The following is a 20767-nucleotide window of genomic DNA, read 5'->3' as shown; positions in this document are numbered from 1 at the left end:
GGAATGTACAAATGGGCGCCGGTCCGCTCAGGCGTTCACCTTTTTCCCTACAAGGTCGTAGCTCTGCCTGGCGATCTCCAGCTCCTCGTCGGTCGGGACCACGGCCACCGCGACCCGTGCGTCCCGCGGCGAGATCAGCCGCGCCTCGTCCGAGCGCACGGCGTTCAGCCCGGCGTCCACCGCGAGGCCCAGCTGCTCCAGGCCGGCGATCGCAGCCTCCCGCACCGGCGCCGCGTTCTCACCGACCCCGGCCGTGAAAGCGACCGCGTCCACCCGGCCGAGCACCGCGCAATACGCCCCGATGTACTTCTTCAGCCGGTGGACGTAAATGTCGAACGCCAGCGTCGCCCGCTCGTCGCCCGCGTCGACACGGCGGCGGATCTCCCGCATGTCGTTGTCGCCGCACAGGCCGACCAGACCGCTCTTCTTGTTGAGCAGGACGTCGATCTCGTCCGCCGACATTCCCGCCACCCGCATGAGGTGGAACGTCACCGCCGGGTCGACGTCCCCGGACCGCGTACCCATCACGAGCCCCTCCAAGGGGGTCAGCCCCATCGAGGTGTCCACGCAGCGGCCGCCCGCCACCGCCGAGGCGGACGCGCCGTTGCCGAGGTGCAGCACGATGACGTTCACCTCGGACGGATCCTTGCCCAGCAGCGCCGCCGTCGCCCGCGACACGTACGCGTGCGAGGTGCCGTGGAAGCCGTAGCGGCGGATGCGGTGGGCGTCGGCCGTCTCGACGTCGATGGCGTACCGGGCGGCCGACTCCGGCATCGTCGTGTGGAACGCCGTGTCGAACACCGCGACCTGCGGCAGGTCGGGCCGCAGCGCCTGGGCGGTCCGGATGCCCGTGATGTTCGCCGGGTTGTGCAGCGGGGCGACCGGGACCAGGCGCTCGATCTCCGCCATCACCTCGTCCGTGATCACCGTCGGCTCGGTGAACTTCAGGCCCCCGTGCACCACCCGGTGGCCGATCGCCGCCAGCTCGGGGGAGTCCAGGCCGAGACCGTCGCGCGCCAGCTCGTCGGCGACCGCCTTCAGCGCGGCCGAGTGGTCCGCGATCGCGCCCGTACGCTCCCGCTTCTCGCCGTCACCGGCCAGCGGGGTGTGCACCAGGCGCGAGGTGGACTCGCCGATCCGCTCGACCAGGCCGACGGCCAGCCGCGTGCTGTCGCGCATGTCCAGCAACTGGTACTTCACCGACGACGAGCCGGAGTTGAGGACGAGTACACGGGTGGCCGTCATGCCGGGAGCTCCTGAGCCTGGGACTGGATCGCGGTGATCGCGACCGTGTTGACGATGTCGCTGACGAGTGCGCCGCGCGAGAGGTCGTTGACCGGCTTGCGCAGACCCTGCAGCACCGGGCCGACCGCCACGGCGCCCGCCGAGCGCTGCACGGCCTTGTACGTGTTGTTGCCGGTGTTCAGGTCCGGGAAGATCAGGACCGTCGCCCGGCCCGCCACCTCGGAATCGGGCAGCTTCGTCGCCGCGACGGACGGCTCGACCGCCGCGTCGTACTGGATCGGACCCTCGATCCGCAGGTCGGGCCGGGAGTCCCGGACCAGCTTGGTCGCCTCGCGCACCTTGTCCACGTCCGCGCCCGTGCCCGACGTGCCCGTGGAGTACGACAGCATCGCGATCCGCGGCTCCACGCCGAAGCGGGCGGCCGTCGCCGCCGACTGGATCGCGATGTCCGCGAGCTGCTCGGCGTTCGGGTCCGGGTTGACCGCGCAGTCGCCGTACACGAGCACCCGGTCGGCCAGGCACATGAAGAAGACGGACGACACGATCGACGCCTCGGGCTTTGTCTTGATGATCTCGAACCCCGGGCGGATCGTCGCCGCGGTGGAGTGCACCGAGCCCGACACCATGCCGTCGGCCAGGCCCCCGTCGACCATCAGCGTGCCGAAGTAGTTCACGTCCGCGACCACGTCGTACGCCAGCTCCACCGTCACGCCCTTGTGCGCGCGCAGCCCCGCGTACCGCTCGGCGAAGGTCTGGCGCAGCTCGGAGGTCTGCGGGTCGATCAGCTGGGCCGCCGAGAGGTCGATGCCCAGGTCGGCGGCCTTCTTGCGGATCTGCTCGGTGTCGCCGAGCAGCGTCAGGTCGCATACGTCGCGGCGGATCAGCACGTCGGCGGCGCGCAGCACCCGCTCCTCCGTGCCCTCCGGCAGCACGACACGGCGGCGGTCGGCGCGGGCCTGCTCCAGCAGCTCGTGCTCGAACATCATCGGCGTCACCCGCCCGCTGCGGGCGACCGCGAGCCGGGCCAGCAGGTCCGCGGCGTCCACGTGGCGCTCGAACAGACCCAGCGCGGTCTCCGCCTTGCGGGGGGTGGAGGCGTTCAACTTGCCCTCCAGCGCGAACAGTTCACCGGCCGTCGGGAAGCTGTTGCCCGCGACCGAGACCACCGGCGTGCCGGGGGCGAGGCGGGAGGCGAGGGTGAGGATCTCCTCGCTGGGGCGCTCGTTCAGCGTCAGCAGCACGCCGGCGATGGGCGGGGTGCCCGCGGAGTGCGCGGCGAGCGCGCCCACGACCAGGTCGGCGCGGTCGCCCGGCGTGACCACCATGCAGCCCGGCGTCAGGGCGCCGAGGAAGTTCGGCAGCATCGCGCCGCCGAAGACGAAGTCCAGCGCGTCGCGCGCGAGCCCGGAGTCGTCGCCGAGCAGCACGGTGCCCCCGAGGGCGTGCGTGATCTGGGCGACCGTGGGCGCGGCGAGCGCGGGCTCGTCGGGCAGCACGTAGCAGGGGACGGGGAGGCGGGCCGCGAGCCGCTCGGCTATCGCGGCGCGGTCGCCGGGCGCCACCCGGTTGGCGACCATCGCGAGGACGTTGCAGCCCAGGCCCTCGTACGCGCGGTAGGCGTTGCGGGTCTCCGCCCGTACGGACTCCTGGGTCTGGCCCTTGCCGCCGACCACGGCGATCACCGAGGCGCCGAACTCGTTCGCCAGCCGGGCGTTGAGCGCCAGCTCGTCCGGGAGCTGCGTGCCCGCGTAGTCCGTGCCGAGGACCAGGACCACCTCGTAGTCCCTGGCCACTCGCAGGAAGCGCTCGACCAGGGCGGCCACGAGCTCGTCGGTGCCCTTCTCGGCCTGCAGCGCCGCCGCCTCGTGGTAGTCGATGCCGTACACCGACGCCGGGTCCTGGGACAGCCGGTAGCGCGCCCGCAGCAGCTCGAAGAGCCGGTCGGGACCGTCGTGGACGAGCGGGCGGAAGACGCCCACCCGGTCCACCTGGCGGGTCAGGAGCTCCATGACCCCCAGCTCGACCACCTGCCGTCCGTCTCCGCGGTCGATCCCGGTCACGTACACGCTGCGCGTCACGCGTGCTCTCCCGTCCATTGCGTCGTTCCGGTACGTCGTTCCGGGCGGACCGCGGGCGGGCGGCCGAACGGATGTGGGCGTGCAGAAGGGCCGCCCGGGGCGGCATTGCCCTCTTGACAATACCCCTGAGGGTCGATAATGCGCCCGTCGGCCGCTGCGCGGCCCGGCCTCCGGCGGGGGACGGCCCGGTCCGTCCGGGGGAACGGCTGGGGGGGCGACTGGGAGCGCGGGCGGTTCGGGCACCGTGGGACAATCGGACCGGGCTCACACGTTCCACGACGGGCAGGAGACACGGCACGATGCGTATCGGAGTTCTCACCGCAGGCGGCGACTGTCCGGGCCTGAACGCAGTGATCCGGTCGGTCGTCCACCGCGCCCTGACCGGCCACGGCGACGAGGTCATCGGTTTCGAGGACGGCTTCCGCGGTCTGCTCGACGGCCACTACCGCCCCCTCGACCTCAATGCGGTGGCCGGCATCCTCGCTCGCGGCGGCACCATCCTCGGCTCCACCCGCCTGGAGCGCGACCGGCTGCGCGAAGCCGCGGAGAACGCGGCCGAGTTGGCCAAGCAGTACGGCATCGACGCGCTCATCCCCATCGGCGGCGAGGGCACGCTGACCGCCTCCCGCATGCTGTCCGAGGCCGGGATGCCCGTCGTCGGCGTGCCCAAGACGATCGACAACGACATCTCGTCCACCGACCGGACCTTCGGCTTCGACACCGCCGTCATGGTCGCCACCGAGGCCATCGACCGCCTCAAGACGACCGCCGAGTCGCACCAGCGCGTGATGGTCGTCGAGGTCATGGGCCGGCACGCGGGCTGGATCGCCCTGGAGTCGGGCATGGCGGGCGGCGCGCACGGCATCTGCCTGCCCGAGCGGCCCTTCGAGGTCGACGACCTGGTGAAGATGGTCGAGGAGCGTTTCGCGCGCGGCAAGAAGTTCGCGGTCGTCTGCGTCGCCGAGGGCGCCCACCCCGCCGAGGGATCGATGGAGTACGCCAAGGGCGAGATCGACCAGTTCGGGCACGAGCGCTTCCAGGGCATCGGCAACCGGCTGGCCGCGGAGCTGGAGCGGCGCCTCGGCAAGGAGGCCAAGCCGGTCATCCTGGGCCACGTGCAGCGCGGCGGCACACCGACCGCGTACGACCGCGTCCTCGCCACCCGCTTCGGCTGGCACGCGGTGGAGGCGGCGCACCGCGGCGACTTCGGCAAGATGACGGCCCTGCGCGGCACGGACGTGGTGATGGTGCCGCTGGCCGAGGCGGTCACGCGGCTGAAGACCGTGCCGGAGGACCGGGTGTTCGAGGCGGAGTCCGTCTTCTGACCCTCCGCTCCCGCTGCCCTGCCGAGCGGCCCCGGTCGTCCTTCCCCGGACGGCCGGGGCCGCTCGTGCTTCCCCCGTGTCCCCGTGGTTCCCCCGTCTTTTCCCCCGCCGCCCGGCCGGCCCCGCGTCCTGAGCGCGGGAATCCGGTTGGCGCAGATCACTCTTGAGTTCCGCGGCGCCCCGCGCAAGGCTGTGGCTTGTCCGGGACATGTCCCATCCTGTCCCAGCAGGTGAACCGGCGGGAGGAGCGCGGATGACGGGGGCCAGGAGCGGTGCTCCGGATCCGGAACGGGCAGCGGACGCGGCGCAGTTCGTCGCCGCTCTGCAGGCGCTCAAGGACTGGTCGGGTCTGACCTACCGCGAACTGACCTCCCGCGCCGAGGCCGTCGGCGACGTGCTCCCGCGCTCCACCGTCGCCAACATGCTCGGCCGCGGCTCGGTGCCGCGCGAGGAACTGGTCGCCGCCTTCGTACGGGCCTGCGGGTGCGACCCGGGTGACCTGGACACCTGGCTGCGGGTGCGCAAGGAGCTGGCGCGCGGTGAACGGCAGGCCGGAGAGGCACCGGACGACGTCCCGCCCACGGCCGACACGGCCGACACGGCCGACACGGCCGACACGGCCGACACGGTCCGCCTGGCCACGGGCGGAGCCGCACCCGCGGGGCCGGGGTCTTCCGCGGGCGGCCCCTCCGCGCCCCGGCCGCGCCGCCGGGCCAGGGTCCTGCTGCCCGTCGCCGGAGTCCTGTGCGCCGCCGCTGCCGTGGCCGCCGCCGTCGCCCTGCCCGGCGACGGGGACGGAAAGGGGAAGGGGCGCGAGGAGGGGCAGGGGGACGTCCGGCCCGCCCCTGCTGCGTCCGGGCCGGGCCCCGCGCCCGCGCCCGGAGCCGTGACGATCAGGGCCGTGCACTCCGGTCTGTGCCTCGCCGAGGACGGCGGCCAGAACGGCCAGCTGTTCCAGCGCCCTTGCGCACCGGACTCGATCCCGAGCTTCTCACTCAAGCGCGTCGAGGGCGGCTGGCGGCTCGTGACGTTCCATCAGAGGTTCGGCGAGGGCTGCACGGGCGTGCGGGACAAGTCGCCGGAGGCCGGCGCCCCCGTGGAGGACCAGGAGTGCGGCAAGCGCGGACCGGCCGAGGCGTTCCGCCTGGAGCCGGTCGGCACGCCCGTACGCGGCTACCGGCTGCGGCCGCTCCACAGCGACCTGTGCGTCGGCGTGGAGGAGGGGACCGCGCGGGCGGGGGCGCCGCTGCGGCAACTCGCCTGCGCCGCCGACGCGAAGGGGCAGCTCTTCGCCTTCGACCGCAAGGCGCCCGCCGCGACGGGTTGAGCGGGCGCGCGCGCCGTTCGGCGCGCACCCGTGAGGAACACGCGCATGTTCCGCGCGAGCGGGTCGCGCGTCCCGGATGAACGGGCGCGCGCACGTTCCGGATGAACCGCGCCTTCGCGCTGTCGCCGTCAATTCGCCCGGAACGGGCTCCAACGGCTCTTCGGCGGGCACCTCGGGCGGGCAAAGCGGACGTTGCCGCTGACGCGATTCGGCATGTCGGGTATACGACAGCGCTTCATTTGTCTGTCCTCTGTCATTCAGCCACTGATTGCTGGCAGTCTCGGCCGGGTTCAACCAGGCAGGCCGAACACCCCCGCCCCACCCGGCACTTCCTCCCCACGCTGTCCGCCGGTGCAGGCGTCGGCCTGCCGACGAGCTCCTGACACCGCATCAGGGCGGCGTTACCCCCGCCGCTCACCCCCCCGCCGGGCCGCGGACACCGCGCGGCCCCCCTGCCGAGGAGACTTGAGTGACACGCAGCACCACCCGCAGGGCGACCACCCGAGCCGCAGTTCTCGCGGCGTCGGCCGCGATGGTCGTCGTCGGTATGCAGACCGGTTCGGCAACCGCCCAGGCGGACCGGGCGGACGGCGCCGCGGCGAGCGCGCAGGCGCCCGCCGACCGCGCCTCCGCTCTCCGGGCGGCCCAGGCCGGGGCCGCCGCCGAGGCGCAGACGCTCGGACTCGGGGACCAGGAGAGGCTTGTCGTCCGCGATGTCATCAAGGACGCCGACGGCACGGTGCACACGCGCTACGAGCGCACGTACGCCGGACTGCCCGTCCTCGGCGGCGACCTCGTCGTCCACGAGCGGAAGAACGGCAAGCGCTCGGTCACCAAGGCGACTGCGGCCCGCATATCCGTGCCGGGCACGGACGCGAAGGTGTCCGCGTCGGCCGCGCAGAAGTCCGCCCTGACGGCGGCCGCCGCCGGAGAGACCGACAAGGCCGCCGCCGAGGGCGCGCCCCGCAAGGTCGTCTGGGCGGCGTCCGGCAAGCCCGTACTGGCCTGGGAGACCGTCGTCACCGGAGTGCAGCACGACGGCACGCCGAGCGAGCTGCACGTCGTGACGGACGCGGCCACCGGAGCGGAGCTGTACTCCTACGAGACGGTCCACACCGGCACCGGCACCGGCGACTACAACGGCACGGTCCCGCTGACCACCACACCCAACGGCAGCAGCTTCGACCTGAAGGACGGGCTGCGCGGCGGCCACCGCACCTTCGACCTGAACGGCGGCACCTCGGGCACCGGCACGCTGTTCAACGACGCCGACGACGTCTGGGGCGGCGGCCGGCAGAGCGCCGCGGTCGACGCGCACTACGGCGCAGCGGTCACCTGGGACTACTACAAGTCCGTCCACGGCCGCAGCGGCATCAGGAACGACGGGGTCGCCGCGTACTCCCGCGTCCACTACGGCAACGCGTACGTCAACGCCTTCTGGTCCGACTCCTGCTTCTGCATGACCTACGGCGACGGCGCCAACAACGCCAAGCCGCTCACCTCGCTGGACGTCGCCGCCCACGAGATGACCCACGGCGTCACCTCCAACACCGCGAAGCTCGTCTACCGCGGCGAGTCGGGCGGTCTCAACGAGGCCACCTCCGACATCTTCGGCGCCGCCGCCGAGTTCGCCGCGTCGAACTCCGCCGACCCCGGCGACTACCTCATCGGCGAGAAGATCGACATCCGCGGGAACGGTACCCCGCTGCGCTACATGGACAAGCCCAGCAAGGACGGCAACTCCAAGGACTACTGGTACAAGGGCATCAACCGGATCGACGTCCACTACTCGTCCGGTCCCGCCAACCACTTCTTCTACCTGCTGTCCGAGGGCAGCGGCGCCAAGACGATCAACGGCGTGAGCTACGACAGCCCGACCTACGACGGCAAGGCCGTCAGCGGCATCGGCCGGGCCGCGGCCGAGCGCATCTGGTACAAGGCCCTGACCGCGTACATGACCTCCACCACCGACTACGCGGGCGCCCGCACCGCGACGCTGTCGGCCGCGACCGACCTGTACGGCGCGAGCAGCGCCGAGTACCAGGCGGTGAACGCCGCCTGGGCCGCGGTCAACGTCAAGTGACGCCCCGCTGATCCGGCGGGACGACGCCGTCGTCCCCGGCCGTGCCGTACCGCCCCTCCACCGGGCGGGACGGCACGGCCCCGCGACGGTGCAAGGTTCCTGCAAAAACTGTGCTTCCCCTCACCGCACTCCCGCCGGGCCTCTGAGATCATCCCTTGCGCCGTATGCAACAGGCCGAGGGGAGCTGACAGTCATGGCGGAGCGGGTAAGAGGCAAGGGCCGTGTCCTCCCGGTCGACGACCCCGTCCTGGAGAAGGTCTACGCCGAGCTCGCCCGCTCGCCCTGGCTGGAGCTCGCGGAGCTCGCCGCGCTGACCTCCCTCACCGAGCACGAGACCCGCGCGGCGCTGGAGCGGCTGGTCGACATGGGCGCCGCGGAAGCGGCCGCCGGTGTGCCGCTGAAGGTGGTCGTCCTGCCGCCGAGCGCGGTCGCCGCCGAGTGGGTGCGCCGGCTGGAGGACCAGGTGATCCAGTCGCACCGGGCCGTCGAATCGCTCACCCAGGAGTACCTCGCCGCCCGCGGCGCGGGCAGCGCCTCGCGGATCCGGGCCGTGTCCAACGAGGAGATGCTGCACCTCTTCGAGACCGGCCAGGAGAACTGCCGCAGCAGTGTGCGTGGCATAGCCGCGCCGCCCTTCGCGGCGGTGATCGGCACCAACGACCGGCGTCAGCTCCGGCGGATGAGCCAGGGCATCTCGTACCGGACGATCTACGCGGCCGAGGCCCTGAACCACCCGGCCGCCCGCACGAGCATGCTCCACACCCTCGCCCACGGCGAGGAGGGGCGTTTCATCGCCAAGACCCCGATGAAACTGGTCATCTTCGACGAGGACCTCGCCCTGGTCCCGGTGGTGTCGCGGACCCGGACCTCCGAGTCGCTGGTGATCGGCCGTTCCGACCTGCTCGACGGGTTCCTGAGCCTCTTCGAGACCGTCTGGGAGATGGCGATGCCGCTCGGTGTCGAAGGCACGGTCGACACCGATCTGGGCGACAACGACCGCGAGTTGCTGTGCCTGATGGCCGCGGGCTCGACCGATCTGCGCATCGCCCGCCACTTCGGGGTCTCCCCCCGCACGGTCGAACGCCGGATCAAGACGGTGCTCGAACGGCTGGGTGCCACGAGCAGGTTCCAGGCCGGCGCCCTGGCCGCCCGCCGCGGCTGGCTGTGACCGGCCGGCGCGCGAGGGCGTCAGCCGCCGGACAGGTCCCAGAAGCGGCCCACGATGTCGTCCAGGAAGTCACGGCCGGCCTCGCCCGTGTCCCTCGACGCCGTACCCCAGCTCAGGGTCGCCACCATCCGGGACTGGTACTCGGTGTGCAGCTGCTGGAGCACGGCCTCCAGGTGGCCGCGGTCCAGCGGGAGCATCTTGCCGACCGGGCGGACGTACGCCTGCCAGCGCGCGGTCACCGCGCTGCGCAGCAGCTCGGCGAGGTCCTCGTCGCGGCCCGTCGCCGTCAGCAGCTGCCGCGGGGTCAGGCGCAGTGTGTCGGCGAGCGCGGCGGTCTGGCGCTCGTTGCCGCGCCAGCGGCCCGAGTCCTCCATCCGCCGGTACGCGGCCACGTCGAGACCGACCCGGCTGGCGAGGTCGTCGGGCGCCATGCCGCGCGCGATGCGGTGCTCGCGCAGGGTGGTCGCGGCGGCCAGCAGTTCGCCGGGGGAGCACCACAGGACGCCCGCGAGTGCGGTCAGCTCCCGGGTGCCGGGCGTGGCGAGTCCGCGTTCCCAGGCCATGACCGTGTCCGGTGTGACCGGGAGTCCGTACTGGGCCCGCAGTCCGTAGGCGACATGACCGGGCGCCATCCCCAGGGCCTCGCGGAGACGGCGCGCGGCGGGGGCGTTGAAGGGTGGGGAGGGGGTGTGCTGCACGGGCACAACGTACGGGTTCGTACACCCCGGCGACTACGGTGCGTTCCCCCCAAGCTACATGTCGTAGGAATCTCCTAGCTGATCCACAGCCGTGCACGTACGCCGCAGCTACCGGAGGGTATAGGCGCTCGTGCGGGCGTCACCCCTTGACCGCGCCGCCGAGAGCGAACCCGCCGCCGAGCCTGCGCGCGATCAGCACGTACAGCACCAGCACCGGCGCCGAGTACAGCAGCGAGAACGCCGCGAGCTGACCGTAGACGACGGAGCCGTAGTTGCCGAAGAAGGTGAAGATCGAGACGGACGCGGGCAGTTGCTCGGGGGACAGGAGCAGCATGAAGGGGACGAAGAAGTTCCCCCACAGCATGATGAACGTGTAGATCGTCACCACCGTCAGGCCGGGGCCCATCAGCGGCAGCACCACCCGGGTCAGCGTCTGCAGGCTCGATGCGCCGTCCGTCCAGGCCGCCTCCTCCAGCACCACCGGCACGCCGTCCATGAAGTTCTTCATCAGCCAGATGGCGAAGGGCAGTTGGGAGGCGGCGAGGAACAGTGCCGTGCCGTACATCGTGTCGATCAGGTTCACCTGCACGAACAGCCCGTACACCGGGACCATGATCGCGGTGATCGGCAGGCACGTCGTGAACAGGATCGTGAGCAGATACGGGCGGGTGAGGCGCGAACGGTGGCGCGAGAGCGGATACGCGGCGAGCGCCGCGCACACCACCGACACCACCGTCGCCCCGCCGCACAGCAGCAGACTGTTGAGCATCGGCGTGAACGTGATCTCGTCCGTGAGCACCGCGTCGAAGTTCTCCGCCGTCGGTGCCGACGGCACCCGTACGCGCAGGTCGGCGTCCGCGTCCACCGACGCCAGCAGCAGCCACACCAGCGGCACGGCGAAGGCCGCGGCGGTCACCAACAGCGCGCCGTTCGCCGCGAGCCGGGCGCGGGTGGCACGGCGCAGCACGGTCCGCATCACACCTCCACCCTCATCAGACGCAGGTACACCACCGAGAACAGCGACCCGACGAGCAGGAGCAGCAGCGCCACCGCCGTGCCGTAGCCGATCAGGGACTTCAGGAACGCCTGGTCGTACATGAACACCGGCAGTGTCTGGCTGCGGTTGCCCGGACCGCCGCGGGTCATCGCCCAGATCAGGCCGAAGACGGACAGCGTGGAGAGGGTGTTGAGCATCAGGTTGGTGCCGATGGAGCGGCGGATCATGGGCAGGGTGATGTGCCAGACGCGGCGCGGGCCGCTCGCCCCGTCGACCTCCGCCGCCTCCGTGATGTCGCGCGGGATCTCCGCCAGCGCCGCCGAGTAGATCAGCATCGAGAACGCGGTGCCCCGCCAGACGTTGGCGAACGACACGGCCAGGATCGGCAGCGTGAACAGCCAGTTCTGGGACGGCAGATGGAGCCAGTCCAGGATCGCGTTGAGCGTGCCCTCGCGCCGGAAGAAGGTGTAGAGCAGGAACGCCGCGACGATCTCCGGCAGCACCCACGCCGTGATCACGAGAACACCGGTGAGGGTGCGCACCGGGCGCGACGCGACACGCATCAGACCGGCCAGCGCCAGGCCCAGCGTGTTCTGGCCGGCGATCGCGGAGACGAACGTGAAGACGAGGGTCAGCCACACCGCGTTGCGGAAGCCGTCGTCGGCGAAGGCCCGCCGGAAGTTCGCAAGACCCACGAAGTCCGCGCCCGACTGCCCGGTGAGCTGCGTGTTCGTGAAGGCGATCCACACGCAGTAGCCGATCGGGCCGGCCAGGAACAGCAGCAGGAGGACGGTGGCGGGGGCGAGCGGGACCCACCGCCACCGTCCCGTCCGGGAGGCGCTCACCGGCCGGTCACCGGGAGACGACCGCGCCGTCGGTGATGGTCCTCAGCTGCTCGTCGTACGCCTTCGCCGCGTCGGCCGGCGAGGCGTCACCCGTGGTCACCTCTCCATCGCCTCGCCGATCGCCGTCGACACCTGCGGATAGACGGGCAGCGCCGGCCGGTAGTGGGTGTAGCGCACCAGGCCGGTGAAGAAGTCGATGCCCGGCATGGACCGCAGATACCGGGGATCGGCGGCGACGTCCTCGCGCACCGCGATCTGCGCGCCGACCACGCACCACTGCGTCGCGTTCTCCTTCGACTGGAGCGTCCTGATGAACTCGAAGGCCAGATCGGGGTTCTGGGCCTTCGACGGGATCGACCACGCCCAGCCGCCGGACATCGAGACCTTGCCGGGCGCCTGGCCGTGCTGGGTCGGCATCGGCGCCTGCGCGAGTTTCCCGCTCCACTCGGGCCACTCCTTGGGGCCCTCGTTCACCCAGTTCTGACCCATCCACGAACCGTCGAGGGAGATCGCCAGCCTGCCCTCGGGGAAGAACTCGGTGGCGACGCGCGTGCCGATGTTCGGGTCGAGGGCATCGGACACGTCCGGGCCGAGCTTCTCCTTGTACACGGTGCCCACGAAACCGAGGGCGTCCTGGAACCCCTTGCCGCCGGCCACCCACTTCTTGGCCGAGGTGTCGTAGAGCGGGTCCTCGCCCGTGCCGTAGAGCAGCATCTCGAAGCCCTGCATGACCGCCGCCTCGCCGGGGCCCTTGCCGGTGTAGACGTTGATCGGTATGACGCCGGGGACCTTCTCCTTGACCGTACGGGCCGCGTCCAGGACCTCCGCCCAGTTCTTCGGGGCCCAGTCGGCGGGCAGTCCGGCCTTGGCGAAGATCTCCTTGTTGAACCACAGGCCGCGGGTGTCGGTGCCGTCCGGGACCCCGTACGTCCTGCCGTCCTCGGCCTTCGCCGCGGCCTTCGCGGTGTCCACGAACCGGTCCCACTGGTCCCACTCGGCCAGATAGTCGTCCAGTGGCTTCAAGTACCCGGCCTTGATGTCGGAGTTGATGCGGAAGGTGTCCTCGTAGACCAGGTCGGGCGCGGTCTTGGGGGAGCGCATCATCTGCTGCGCCTTGGTGGCGTAGTCGTTGTCCGGGGCCTGGATCGGGATCAGCTTGACCTTCTTGCCCGGATGGTCCTTCTCGAACTGCTTCTTGGCCGCCTCCAGATAGGCGTCCTTGAAACGGATCTTGTTGTCGGTGGACCGGTTGTAGGCGACCTCGACGGTGTCGGGGTCGCCGCCGGAGCCGCTTCCGCACGCGGTGAGGCTCGCCGCGAGGGCGGTGACGGCGGTGACGAGGATCAGTGGGGCGGTGGGGCGCACGGGCACGACCTCCTCTGAGCCGGGGGAGCCGGGCGTCGCCGGGCAGGTGGTGCGGGCGGCGCGGGGCTGCGGGGCTGCTGCCCGTGACGGTATGGCCGGTCAGTTGACAAAGGCAATCCCCGTGCACAGCACAGGAGTTGACGCCGGGCCTGTGTTCAGCGCCGGGCGCTGACCCAGCGGTACTGGAGCTCGGGGCGGCCGATCTGGCCGTACTGAGGGCTGCGGACGGCCCGTCCGCCCGTGACCAGATGCTCCAGGTAACGGCGCGCCGTGATCCGCGAGATGCCGACGGCGGCGGCGGCCTCGGCGGCGGTGAGTCCCTCGGCGGACTCGCGCAGGGTGCGGGTGACCGCCTCCAGGGTGGGCCCGCTCAGCCCCTTGGGGAGCGTCGTCGCCTCACGCGGTGCGCGCAGTGCGGAGAGCGCGCGGTCGACCTCCTCCTGGCCGCTGGCCTCTCCCGCGGCGGCGCGGAACTCGGCGTAGCGGCTGAGCCGGTCGCGGAGCGTGGCGAACGTGAACGGCTTCAGCACGTACTGCACGACCCCGAGCGACACGCCCTCGCGGACGATGGCGAGGTCGCGGGCCGAGGTGACGGCGATGACGTCGGTGGAGTGCCCGGCGGCGCGCAGGGAGCGCACGAGATGCAGGCCGTGCCCGTCGGGCAGGTACAGGTCGAGGAGCAGCAGGTCGACCTCGGCCCGCTCCAGCACGCGCACGGCCTCGGCCCGCGAATGCGCGACCCCGACCACGGCGAACCCGGGCACGCGGCCGACGTACAGGGCGTGGGCGTCGGCGGCGACCGGGTCGTCCTCGACGACGAGGACACGGATGGTCACGGTCTCACCTCCCGGGTGGGCCCCGGCGCGGACGGTCGCGCCTGTGAGGCGCGGGCGGCGGGGGGCGTCATGCGGGGACCTCCGGGGGCAGCGGGAGCCGGACCGTGAACTCGGCTCCGCCTTCCGCGGCGCGTGTGAGCGTGATCGTGCCACGGCTGCGGTGGACCGCCTGCCGGACCAGCGCCAGTCCGATGCCGCGGCCCGGGCCGTGCGTGGACCAGCCGCGGCGGAAGACGTCCTCGGCGGACCCGGGGTCGACGCCGGGGCCCGTGTCGGTGACGCGCAGCAGCAGTTCGTCCCGCTCGACCCGCGCGGTCACGGTGACCCGTGGGCGGGTGCCGCCCGGCAGGGGCGGCAAGGGGCCGGCCGGTACCAGGGCCGTGACGCCGGCCGCCGCGTCGACCGCGTTGTCGATCAGGTTCCCCAGGATCGTGACCAGGTCCCTCGACGGCAGCGACGCCGGCAGGACGCCGTCGTCGATGCGGCTGTCCTCCGCGAGGACCAGCTCCACACCGCGCTCGTTCGCCTGCGCCGCCTTGCCGAGGAGCAGCGCCGCGAGGACCGGCTCGCCGACCGCGCCCACCACGCGGTCGGTCAGGGCCTGCGCCAGCTCCAGTTCCGCCGTGGCGAAGTCGACCGCCTCGTCCGCGCGGCCCAGCTCGATCAGCGACACCACCGTGTGCAGCCGGTTCGCCGCCTCGTGCGCCTGCGAGCGCAGGGCCTGCGAGAACCCGCGCTCCGAGTCGAGCTCGCCGGAGAGCGCCTGGAGCTCCGTGTGGTCGCGCAGGGTCACCACCGTGCCGCGCTTCTCGCCCCCGACGACCGGCTGTGTGTTCACCACGACCACGCGGTCCGCCGTCAGGTGGACCTCGTCGACCCGCGGCTCGGACGCCAGCAGCGCACCCGTGAGCGGCGCGGGCAGGCCCAGCTCCGTCACCGGGCGGCCCACGGCGTCGTCACCGAGGCCCAGCAGCTCCTGCGCCCCGTCGTTGACGAGCGCGATGCGCCGGGAGCCGTCGAGCATGATCAGGCCCTCGCGCACCGCGTGCAGCGCGGCCTGGTGGTAGTCGTGCACCCGGCCCAGCTCCTCCGCGTTCATTCCGTGCGTGTGCCTGCGGAGCCTGGCGTTGATCACGTACGTGCCGAGGCCGCCGAGCGCGAGGGCCCCGCCCGCCATCGCCAGCAGCGCCGTGACCTGCTTGGCCACCTGCTCGCTGATCTCCTCGACCGTGATGCCGGCGCTGACGAGCGCGACGACCTTCCCGCCGTCGCGCACCGGCGCCACGGTGCGCACGGACAGGCCCAGCGTGCCCGTGTATTGCTCGCTGTAGATCCTGCCGCGCAGCGCGGGCTCGATGTGGCCGAGATACGTCCGCCCTATCTGGCCGGGCTCCGGATGGGTCCAGCGCCGCCCCTGCGGATTCATGATCACGACGAAGTCCATGCCCGCGTCCTTGCGCAGGGCCTCCGCGTACGGCTGGAGCCGCGCCGACGGGTCGTCCGAGCGGACCGCCTCCACGACCGACGGGGAGCGGGCCGCGGCCGACGCCGTGGCGCTGGTCTGCAGGCGGGCCGATTCCTCGGCCTGGGAGCGGTCGGTGACGTACGCGAAGAGCGCGCAGCCCGCCACGATGGCCGCGACCAGGACGACCTGCATCGCGAAGAGCTGGCCCGCGAGGCTGCGGGGACGGGGAATGCGCATGGGTTAAGTCTGCCTGGCCGGTTTTGTGTGAACGAAACGAACGCAAGGGTGACCGGGGTCACAGGGCTGGTGGATATTCACGACATCCATCGGGACATGGAGACACCGGAAATCGAGGAGGACCCCGTGGCCACAGGAGCCGTCAGGCGGGACCGTACCCACTATCTGTACATCGCCGTGATCATTGCGGTCGCGCTCGGCATCGCCGTCGGCCTGGTCGCTCCCGACTTCGCTGTCGAGCTCAAGCCGATCGGCACCGGGTTCGTGAACCTGATCAAGATGATGATCTCGCCCATCATCTTCTGCACGATCGTGCTGGGCATCGGCTCGGTGCGCAAGGCCGCCAAGGTCGGCGCGGTCGGCGGCATCGCTCTCGGCTACTTCGTGGTGATGTCGCTGGTCGCCCTGGGGATCGGCCTGGTCGTCGGCAACATCCTGGAGCCGGGTTCGAGCCTCGCGGTGACCGACGCGGTCAAGGAAGCGGGCCAGGGGCAGGTCACTGCCGAGGCCAAGGACACGACCGAGTTCCTGCTCGGGATCATCCCGACCACGATCGTCTCCGCCTTCACCAGTGGTGAGGTCCTCCAGACCCTGGTCGTCGCCCTGCTCGCCGGCTTCGCGCTCCAGGCCATGGGCCCGGCCGGCCGGCCGGTGCTGCGCGGCATCGAGCACATCCAGCGGCTCGTCTTCCGCATCCTGGCGATGGTCATGTGGGCCGCGCCCATCGGCGCCTTCGGTGCGATCGCCGCGGTGACCGGTTCGGCGGGTCTCGACGCGCTCAAGAGCCTCGCCGTGCTGATGCTCGGCTTCTACGTGACCTGCTTCCTCTTCGTCGTCATCGTGCTCGGCGCGCTGCTGCGGATCGTCGCGGGCCTCAACATCCTCTCGCTCTTCAAGTACCTGGGCCGTGAGTTCCTGCTGATCCTCTCCACCTCCTCCTCCGAGTCCGCCCTGCCGCGGCTCATCGCGAAGATGGAGCACCTGGGCGTGAGCAAGCCGGTCGTCGGCATCACCGTCCCGACCGGATACTCCTTCAACCTCGACGGCACCATGATCTACATGACCATGGCCTCGCTCTTCATCGCCGACGCCATGGGCAGCCCGATGTCGATCGGTGAGCAGATCGCGCTCCTGCTGTTCCTCTTCGTCGCGTCGAAGGGTGCGGCGGGTGTCACGGGCGCCGGCCTCGCGACCCTGGCCGGCGGCCTGCAGTCGCACCGGCCGGAGCTGGTCGACGGAGTGGGCCTGATCGTCGGCATCGACCGCTTCATGAGCGAGGCGCGCGCCCTGACGAACTTCGCGGGCAACGCCGTCGCCACGGTGCTGATCGGCACCTGGACCAAGGAGATCGACAAGGGCCAGGTGCGGGAGGTCCTCGCGGGACGCCTGCCGTTCGACGAGAAGACGCTGCTGGACGACCACCTCCCCGCGGAGGAGAGCGAGATTCCGCAGCCCCGGGACGACGAGCGCGAGCCCGTGAAGGTCTGACCCTCACGACTCCAGCGGTGTGCGCCGGGCCCCACCCCTCCGGGCCCGGCGCACACCGCTGTCCGGGCCCGGCCGCGCAGTCCCGGCGGCGCGCTTCCCGGGACCGGCACGACGCACGGTGGTACCTTGTGGCCGAACGCGAAGCCGAGGGCGGTGGCCCGGGCGTTGTCCATGCCGTAGGAGCGGGCGAACGAGAACGGCGACGTCTCTCCCCCGTCCACCGTCACGAACTGTGCCCCGGCGCCCGTCCGGTGCCCGATCGCCGCGCAGATGTCGGCGGTGGTGAGCGGTCCGTGGGAATTCGCGTTCACCGGTCCCGTGAACTGCTGACCGGCCGTCCAGAAGAGGAAGTCGGCGATCTCCTCGACGTGGATGTACGTCGCCGGGTGGTTCCTCGCGGGCACCGCGACAGGACGGCCCGCACGCATCCGGCACGCGTAGTGCTCCAGACGCCCCGTGAAGTCGTCGGCGCCGCCCAGTACATGGGCGGTCCGCACGGACACCCAGTCGAACGTGGCACCGGCGGCGAGGACCGCCTCCGCCTGCCGCTTCCCCTCGCCGTAGTGCCTCTCGCGCCAGGCCGCCTCGTCCCACGGGGCGGCGAGGTCGACCGGCACGGTCAGCGGGTCGACCGCGTCCTCGCCGACCGGCGCGGCCGAGTCCTCGTTCTCGTACACCTCCACGGTGGACGTCATGACATAGCGCCCGGTGCGGCCCGCGAACACCCGGCGGGCGATGTCCGCCTGGCGCGGCGTGTAGCAGACCTGGTCGACCACCACGTCGAAGCCGCGCGAGCCCAGCGCCGCCCGCAGGGCGTGCTCGTCGTCGCGGTCGGCCCTCAGCGCGGTCACGCCGTCCGGCGGGGCCGACGAACCGCGATTGAGCACGGTGACCCGGTCGCCAGAATTCAGCAGCCGGGATATCAGCCGCTTTCCGAAATACCGATTTCCCCCGATGACCAGTACGTCCCTCATCCGCCCGGATCCCCTTTTCCTGCCGCCGAATTCCTTACGGGTCACCAGTGTTATCTTTGCGGGCCGCGTCATGAAGGGGGAGACATGGGAGTTCCGGCCGCCGCGCCGAAAGAACCACGGCATCAAGGGGCCGCCGCCGGGGAAACGTCGGCGGCCGCTCTGGACGCCGTCGACCGGCACATCCTGGACATCCTCCAGCGGGACGGTCGCGTCAAGCTCAGCGAGCTCGGGCGCCGGGTCCGGCTCAGCCCGGCGGCGGTCACCGAGCGCGTGCGCCGGCTGGAGGCGTCCGGGGTCATCACCGGCTACGGGGCACACGTCTCACCGGCCCGGCTCGGACACGGCATCCAGGCATTCATCCGCGTGAACCCCCACGGCGGACACACCTTCAAGCACCCGAGGACACTCGCGCTGCTGGAGCGCCCCGAGGTGATCGAGGCGCACCACGTCGTGGGCGAGGACTGCTGGATCCTCAAGGTCGCCGTCACCGACACGGTCCACCTGGAGGACGTGCTGGAACACGTGTCGGCGCTCGGCCGCACCACGACGTCGATCGTGCTGACCTCCCCACTGGAGCGCAAACCACTGCTGCCGCGCGACGGCTGACCGGCCGCGGCCGCCGGCCGTTGCCTTGACGTCGGCGTCAAGGATTACGGTCGGGGACATGCGAATCGGCGAGCTTGCGGAGCGGGCCGGCACCACCACCCGCACTCTGCGCTACTACGAGTCCCGCGGGCTCCTGCCCGCGCGGCGCGCGGTGAACGGCTACCGCACCTACGACGAGGACGACCTGCGGCTGCTCCAGCAGATCCGGACCCTTCAGGACTTCGGATTCGACCTGGAGGAGACCCGGCCGTTCGTCGAATGCCTGCGCGCCGGGCATCCGGCAGGGGACTCCTGCCCCGCGTCGCTCGCCGTCTACCGGGCCAAACTCTCCGAACTGGACGCGCTCATCGACCAGTTGAAGTCGGTGCGCGCGCAGGTCGGAGCGCAGCTGCTGCGCGCCGAGGCGCAGCAGCAGGCGGGCCCGGAACCCAGATGCGAATTCGGAGGCTGAGAGATGATTCCTGCCAAGGACGTGGCCGTGGTGACGGACGCGGACTTCGACGCCGAGGTGCTGGGCGCCGACCGCCCGGTCCTGGTGGAGTTCGGCGCGGACTGGTGCGGCCCCTGCCGGCAGCTCGCGCCCGTGCTGAGCGCGGTGTCCCGGGAGGAGGCCGACCGGCTGAAGGTCGTGCAGATCGACGCGGACGCCAACCCGGAGACGGTGACCCGCTACGGGGTGCTGTCGCTGCCGACGCTGCTGGTGTTCCAGGGCGGTGAGCCGGTCCGGTCGATGGTCGGATCCCGCCCCAAGCGCCGGCTCCTGGACGAACTTCAGGACGTGCTCCCGCGCTGACGAACTCCCTTAGGGGCTGTCCGGCGGATCTTGGCCGTGGCCCCGGCCCTGATCCGCCGGACAGCCCCTACGGCGCGAGTGTGAGGCGCACCCGGCGCTGCACCACGTTGACCCCCGCGATCACGACGTCGACCTCGTCGCCCACGCGCAGTGCGCGGCCCGCGAGGTCGTCGTCGTGCAGCAGCCCCTCGACCCCGTCCGCGACGCGCACGAACACCCCGAACGCCACCCCCGTGGTCACCGTGCCCCGCACGGCCTGCCCGAGCCGCGTCCGCGCCAGCTCCCGCAGCGGGTCCGGACGCAGGTCCTTCAGCGACAGGGAGACACGCTCCCGGCCGTCGACCTCCTCCGTCTCCACGTCCAGGACCGTGAAGGCCAGCTCCTCGCCCACGCGGATGACGTCGGAGGGGAAGTCGATGCGGCGCCACGACACCTCGGGGATGTTCATCATCGCCTGCACACCGCCGAGTTCGACGAACGTGACGCCGAAGTCCGCGATGACCGAGACCACTCCGGTCACCACGTCGCCCCGTTCGAGGCCGTGCAGGAACGCCTGCCGCTCCTCGCCGCGCAGCGTGAGCACCTCGCGGGCGTTCCGGTGGGCGGCGTCGGTCAGCAGCGGCAGCCACGTGGTGAACAGCCGCAGCAGCGCACCTCCGTGCTCGGCCCGTATCGCCTCGTTCACCTCCGCGAGGTCCAGTTCGTTCGCCGCCGTCAGCTCGGCGAAGTCCCGCAGCCGCTCGGGCGCGGGTGAGGACGTGCGGCCCGTGAACCGGTCGCGGAAGCGCGCGCCGGGCTGCGCCAGGGCCCCGTAGGACGCCTCGCGGTCGCAGCTCGCGTAGAAGTGCACGAGCTCCTCCGCCTCGGTACCGATCACCGAGGCCAGTTCCCCGCGCCGCTCCAGCGGCAGCAGCGACTCGGCGAAGCCGTCCGTGCCGTAGAAGGCGTGGCACAGTCCCGCCAGTCGCAGTGCGGGGCGCGCACCCCAGCCGGCGAGGCGCTTCTCGACCCGCTCCAGGTGGGCGAGGAGAGTGCCCCCGGGGTGGCCGAGGTCCGCCGCGCCGTGTTGTCGCAGCAGCGCCGTCGCCGCGGTGATGCCCGCCGATATGTCAGCCGGTGTGTCCATGGGCAGAAAAATACCCCGAACCGAATTGACGGCCGGGGGCTTTCTCTGCGTATATTGAATGTTTCCGAGTTCGCCTGCTTCAGGGCATAGCGATAAACGCGGAGAAGTTCA

At 71.6% G+C, this 20767-nt stretch carries 16 protein-coding genes and 2 pseudogenes; 8 read left to right on the top strand and 10 right to left on the bottom strand.

Going from position 1 to position 20767, the window contains the following annotated elements:
- Positions 1-27 precede the first annotated feature (27 nt).
- Positions 28-1245 (bottom strand): acetate kinase, encoded by a 1218-nt coding sequence (locus tag ACF08N_RS17470; protein WP_392325494.1) that lies wholly within the window; start codon positions 1243-1245, stop codon positions 28-30.
- A complete protein-coding gene (gene pta, locus ACF08N_RS17465) occupies positions 1242-3323 on the bottom strand; it encodes a phosphate acetyltransferase (RefSeq protein ID WP_392325493.1) in 2082 nt (693 codons plus the stop codon). The genes ACF08N_RS17470 and pta overlap by 4 nt, the downstream gene beginning before the upstream one ends.
- Positions 3324-3622: 299 nt before the next feature.
- Here pta and ACF08N_RS17460 point away from each other — a divergent pair, with 299 nt between their 5' ends.
- The 4 genes from ACF08N_RS17460 (at position 3623) to ACF08N_RS17445 (ending at position 9226) form a co-directional block, all read left to right on the top strand.
- Entirely contained in the window at positions 3623-4648 is a 1026-nt protein-coding gene (locus tag ACF08N_RS17460; RefSeq protein ID WP_392325492.1) for an ATP-dependent 6-phosphofructokinase, read from the top strand.
- Between the two features lie 253 nt (positions 4649-4901).
- Positions 4902-5975, top strand: coding sequence for an RICIN domain-containing protein (locus ACF08N_RS17455; protein WP_392325491.1), 1074 nt, complete (start codon positions 4902-4904; stop codon positions 5973-5975).
- A gap of 532 nt (positions 5976-6507) precedes the next feature.
- On the top strand, positions 6508-8058 hold the full coding sequence (locus ACF08N_RS17450; protein ID WP_392325698.1) for a M4 family metallopeptidase: 1551 nt from the start codon (positions 6508-6510) through the stop codon (positions 8056-8058).
- Positions 8059-8251: 193 nt separating this feature from the next.
- Positions 8252-9226: a LuxR C-terminal-related transcriptional regulator gene (locus ACF08N_RS17445; RefSeq protein WP_392325490.1), complete on the top strand. Its 975-nt coding sequence runs from the start codon at positions 8252-8254 to the stop codon at positions 9224-9226.
- Between the two features lie 20 nt (positions 9227-9246).
- On the opposite strand, the gene ACF08N_RS17440 is transcribed toward ACF08N_RS17445, so the two are convergent.
- The 6 genes and pseudogenes from ACF08N_RS17440 to ACF08N_RS17415 form a co-directional block, all read right to left on the bottom strand.
- Positions 9247-9858: a helix-turn-helix domain-containing protein gene (locus tag ACF08N_RS17440; RefSeq protein WP_392325697.1), complete on the bottom strand. Its 612-nt coding sequence runs from the start codon at positions 9856-9858 to the stop codon at positions 9247-9249.
- 205 nt (positions 9859-10063) lie between these two features.
- Positions 10064-10900 (bottom strand): carbohydrate ABC transporter permease, encoded by an 837-nt coding sequence (locus tag ACF08N_RS17435; RefSeq protein ID WP_392325489.1) that lies wholly within the window; start codon positions 10898-10900, stop codon positions 10064-10066.
- A complete protein-coding gene (locus ACF08N_RS17430; RefSeq protein WP_392325488.1) occupies positions 10900-11766 on the bottom strand; it encodes a carbohydrate ABC transporter permease in 867 nt (288 codons plus the stop codon). Before ACF08N_RS17430 ends, ACF08N_RS17435 begins: the two co-directional genes overlap by 1 nt.
- Positions 11767-11773: 7 nt before the next feature.
- A pseudogene (locus tag ACF08N_RS17425) lies at positions 11774-13131 on the bottom strand (ABC transporter substrate-binding protein).
- Positions 13132-13286: 155 nt separating this feature from the next.
- The gene (locus ACF08N_RS17420) at positions 13287-13967 is read right to left on the bottom strand and encodes a response regulator (RefSeq protein ID WP_392325487.1); all 681 of its coding nucleotides are present in this window, start codon (positions 13965-13967) and stop codon (positions 13287-13289) included.
- Between the two features lie 67 nt (positions 13968-14034).
- Positions 14035-15669: an ATP-binding protein gene (locus ACF08N_RS17415; protein ID WP_392325486.1), complete on the bottom strand. Its 1635-nt coding sequence runs from the start codon at positions 15667-15669 to the stop codon at positions 14035-14037.
- A 96-nt stretch (positions 15670-15765) separates the two neighbouring features.
- Here ACF08N_RS17415 and ACF08N_RS17410 point away from each other — a divergent pair, with 96 nt between their 5' ends.
- Complete coding sequence (locus ACF08N_RS17410) at positions 15766-17157, top strand: cation:dicarboxylate symporter family transporter (protein WP_392325485.1); 1392 nt, start codon at positions 15766-15768, stop codon at positions 17155-17157.
- Between the two features lie 131 nt (positions 17158-17288).
- Here the strand turns inward: ACF08N_RS17410 and ACF08N_RS17405 are convergent.
- Positions 17289-18131 (bottom strand): annotated as a pseudogene (locus tag ACF08N_RS17405) (NAD-dependent epimerase/dehydratase family protein); the annotation flags it as partial.
- A gap of 84 nt (positions 18132-18215) precedes the next feature.
- Between ACF08N_RS17405 and ACF08N_RS17400 the strand changes: the two are divergent.
- The 3 genes from ACF08N_RS17400 to trxA are packed head-to-tail and all read left to right on the top strand — an operon-like array spanning position 18216 to position 19530.
- Complete coding sequence (locus ACF08N_RS17400) at positions 18216-18737, top strand: Lrp/AsnC family transcriptional regulator (protein WP_392325484.1); 522 nt, start codon at positions 18216-18218, stop codon at positions 18735-18737.
- Positions 18738-18795: 58 nt separating this feature from the next.
- Positions 18796-19188 (top strand): MerR family transcriptional regulator, encoded by a 393-nt coding sequence (locus tag ACF08N_RS17395; protein ID WP_392325483.1) that lies wholly within the window; start codon positions 18796-18798, stop codon positions 19186-19188.
- Positions 19189-19191: 3 nt separating this feature from the next.
- On the top strand, positions 19192-19530 hold the full coding sequence (trxA, locus tag ACF08N_RS17390) for a thioredoxin (RefSeq protein ID WP_392325482.1): 339 nt from the start codon (positions 19192-19194) through the stop codon (positions 19528-19530).
- A gap of 67 nt (positions 19531-19597) precedes the next feature.
- Here the strand turns inward: trxA and ACF08N_RS17385 are convergent, their stop codons facing one another.
- On the bottom strand, positions 19598-20656 hold the full coding sequence (locus ACF08N_RS17385) for a DUF6817 domain-containing protein (protein ID WP_392325481.1): 1059 nt from the start codon (positions 20654-20656) through the stop codon (positions 19598-19600).
- Positions 20657-20767: the final 111 nt, after the last annotated feature.

It is taken from the genome of Streptomyces sp. NPDC015127 (genome assembly GCF_043080095.1).
Classification (GTDB): domain Bacteria; phylum Actinomycetota; class Actinomycetes; order Streptomycetales; family Streptomycetaceae; genus Streptomyces.
Note: the sequence above shows the minus strand (reverse complement) of the source record. Positions and strands in the feature narration are given on the sequence as shown.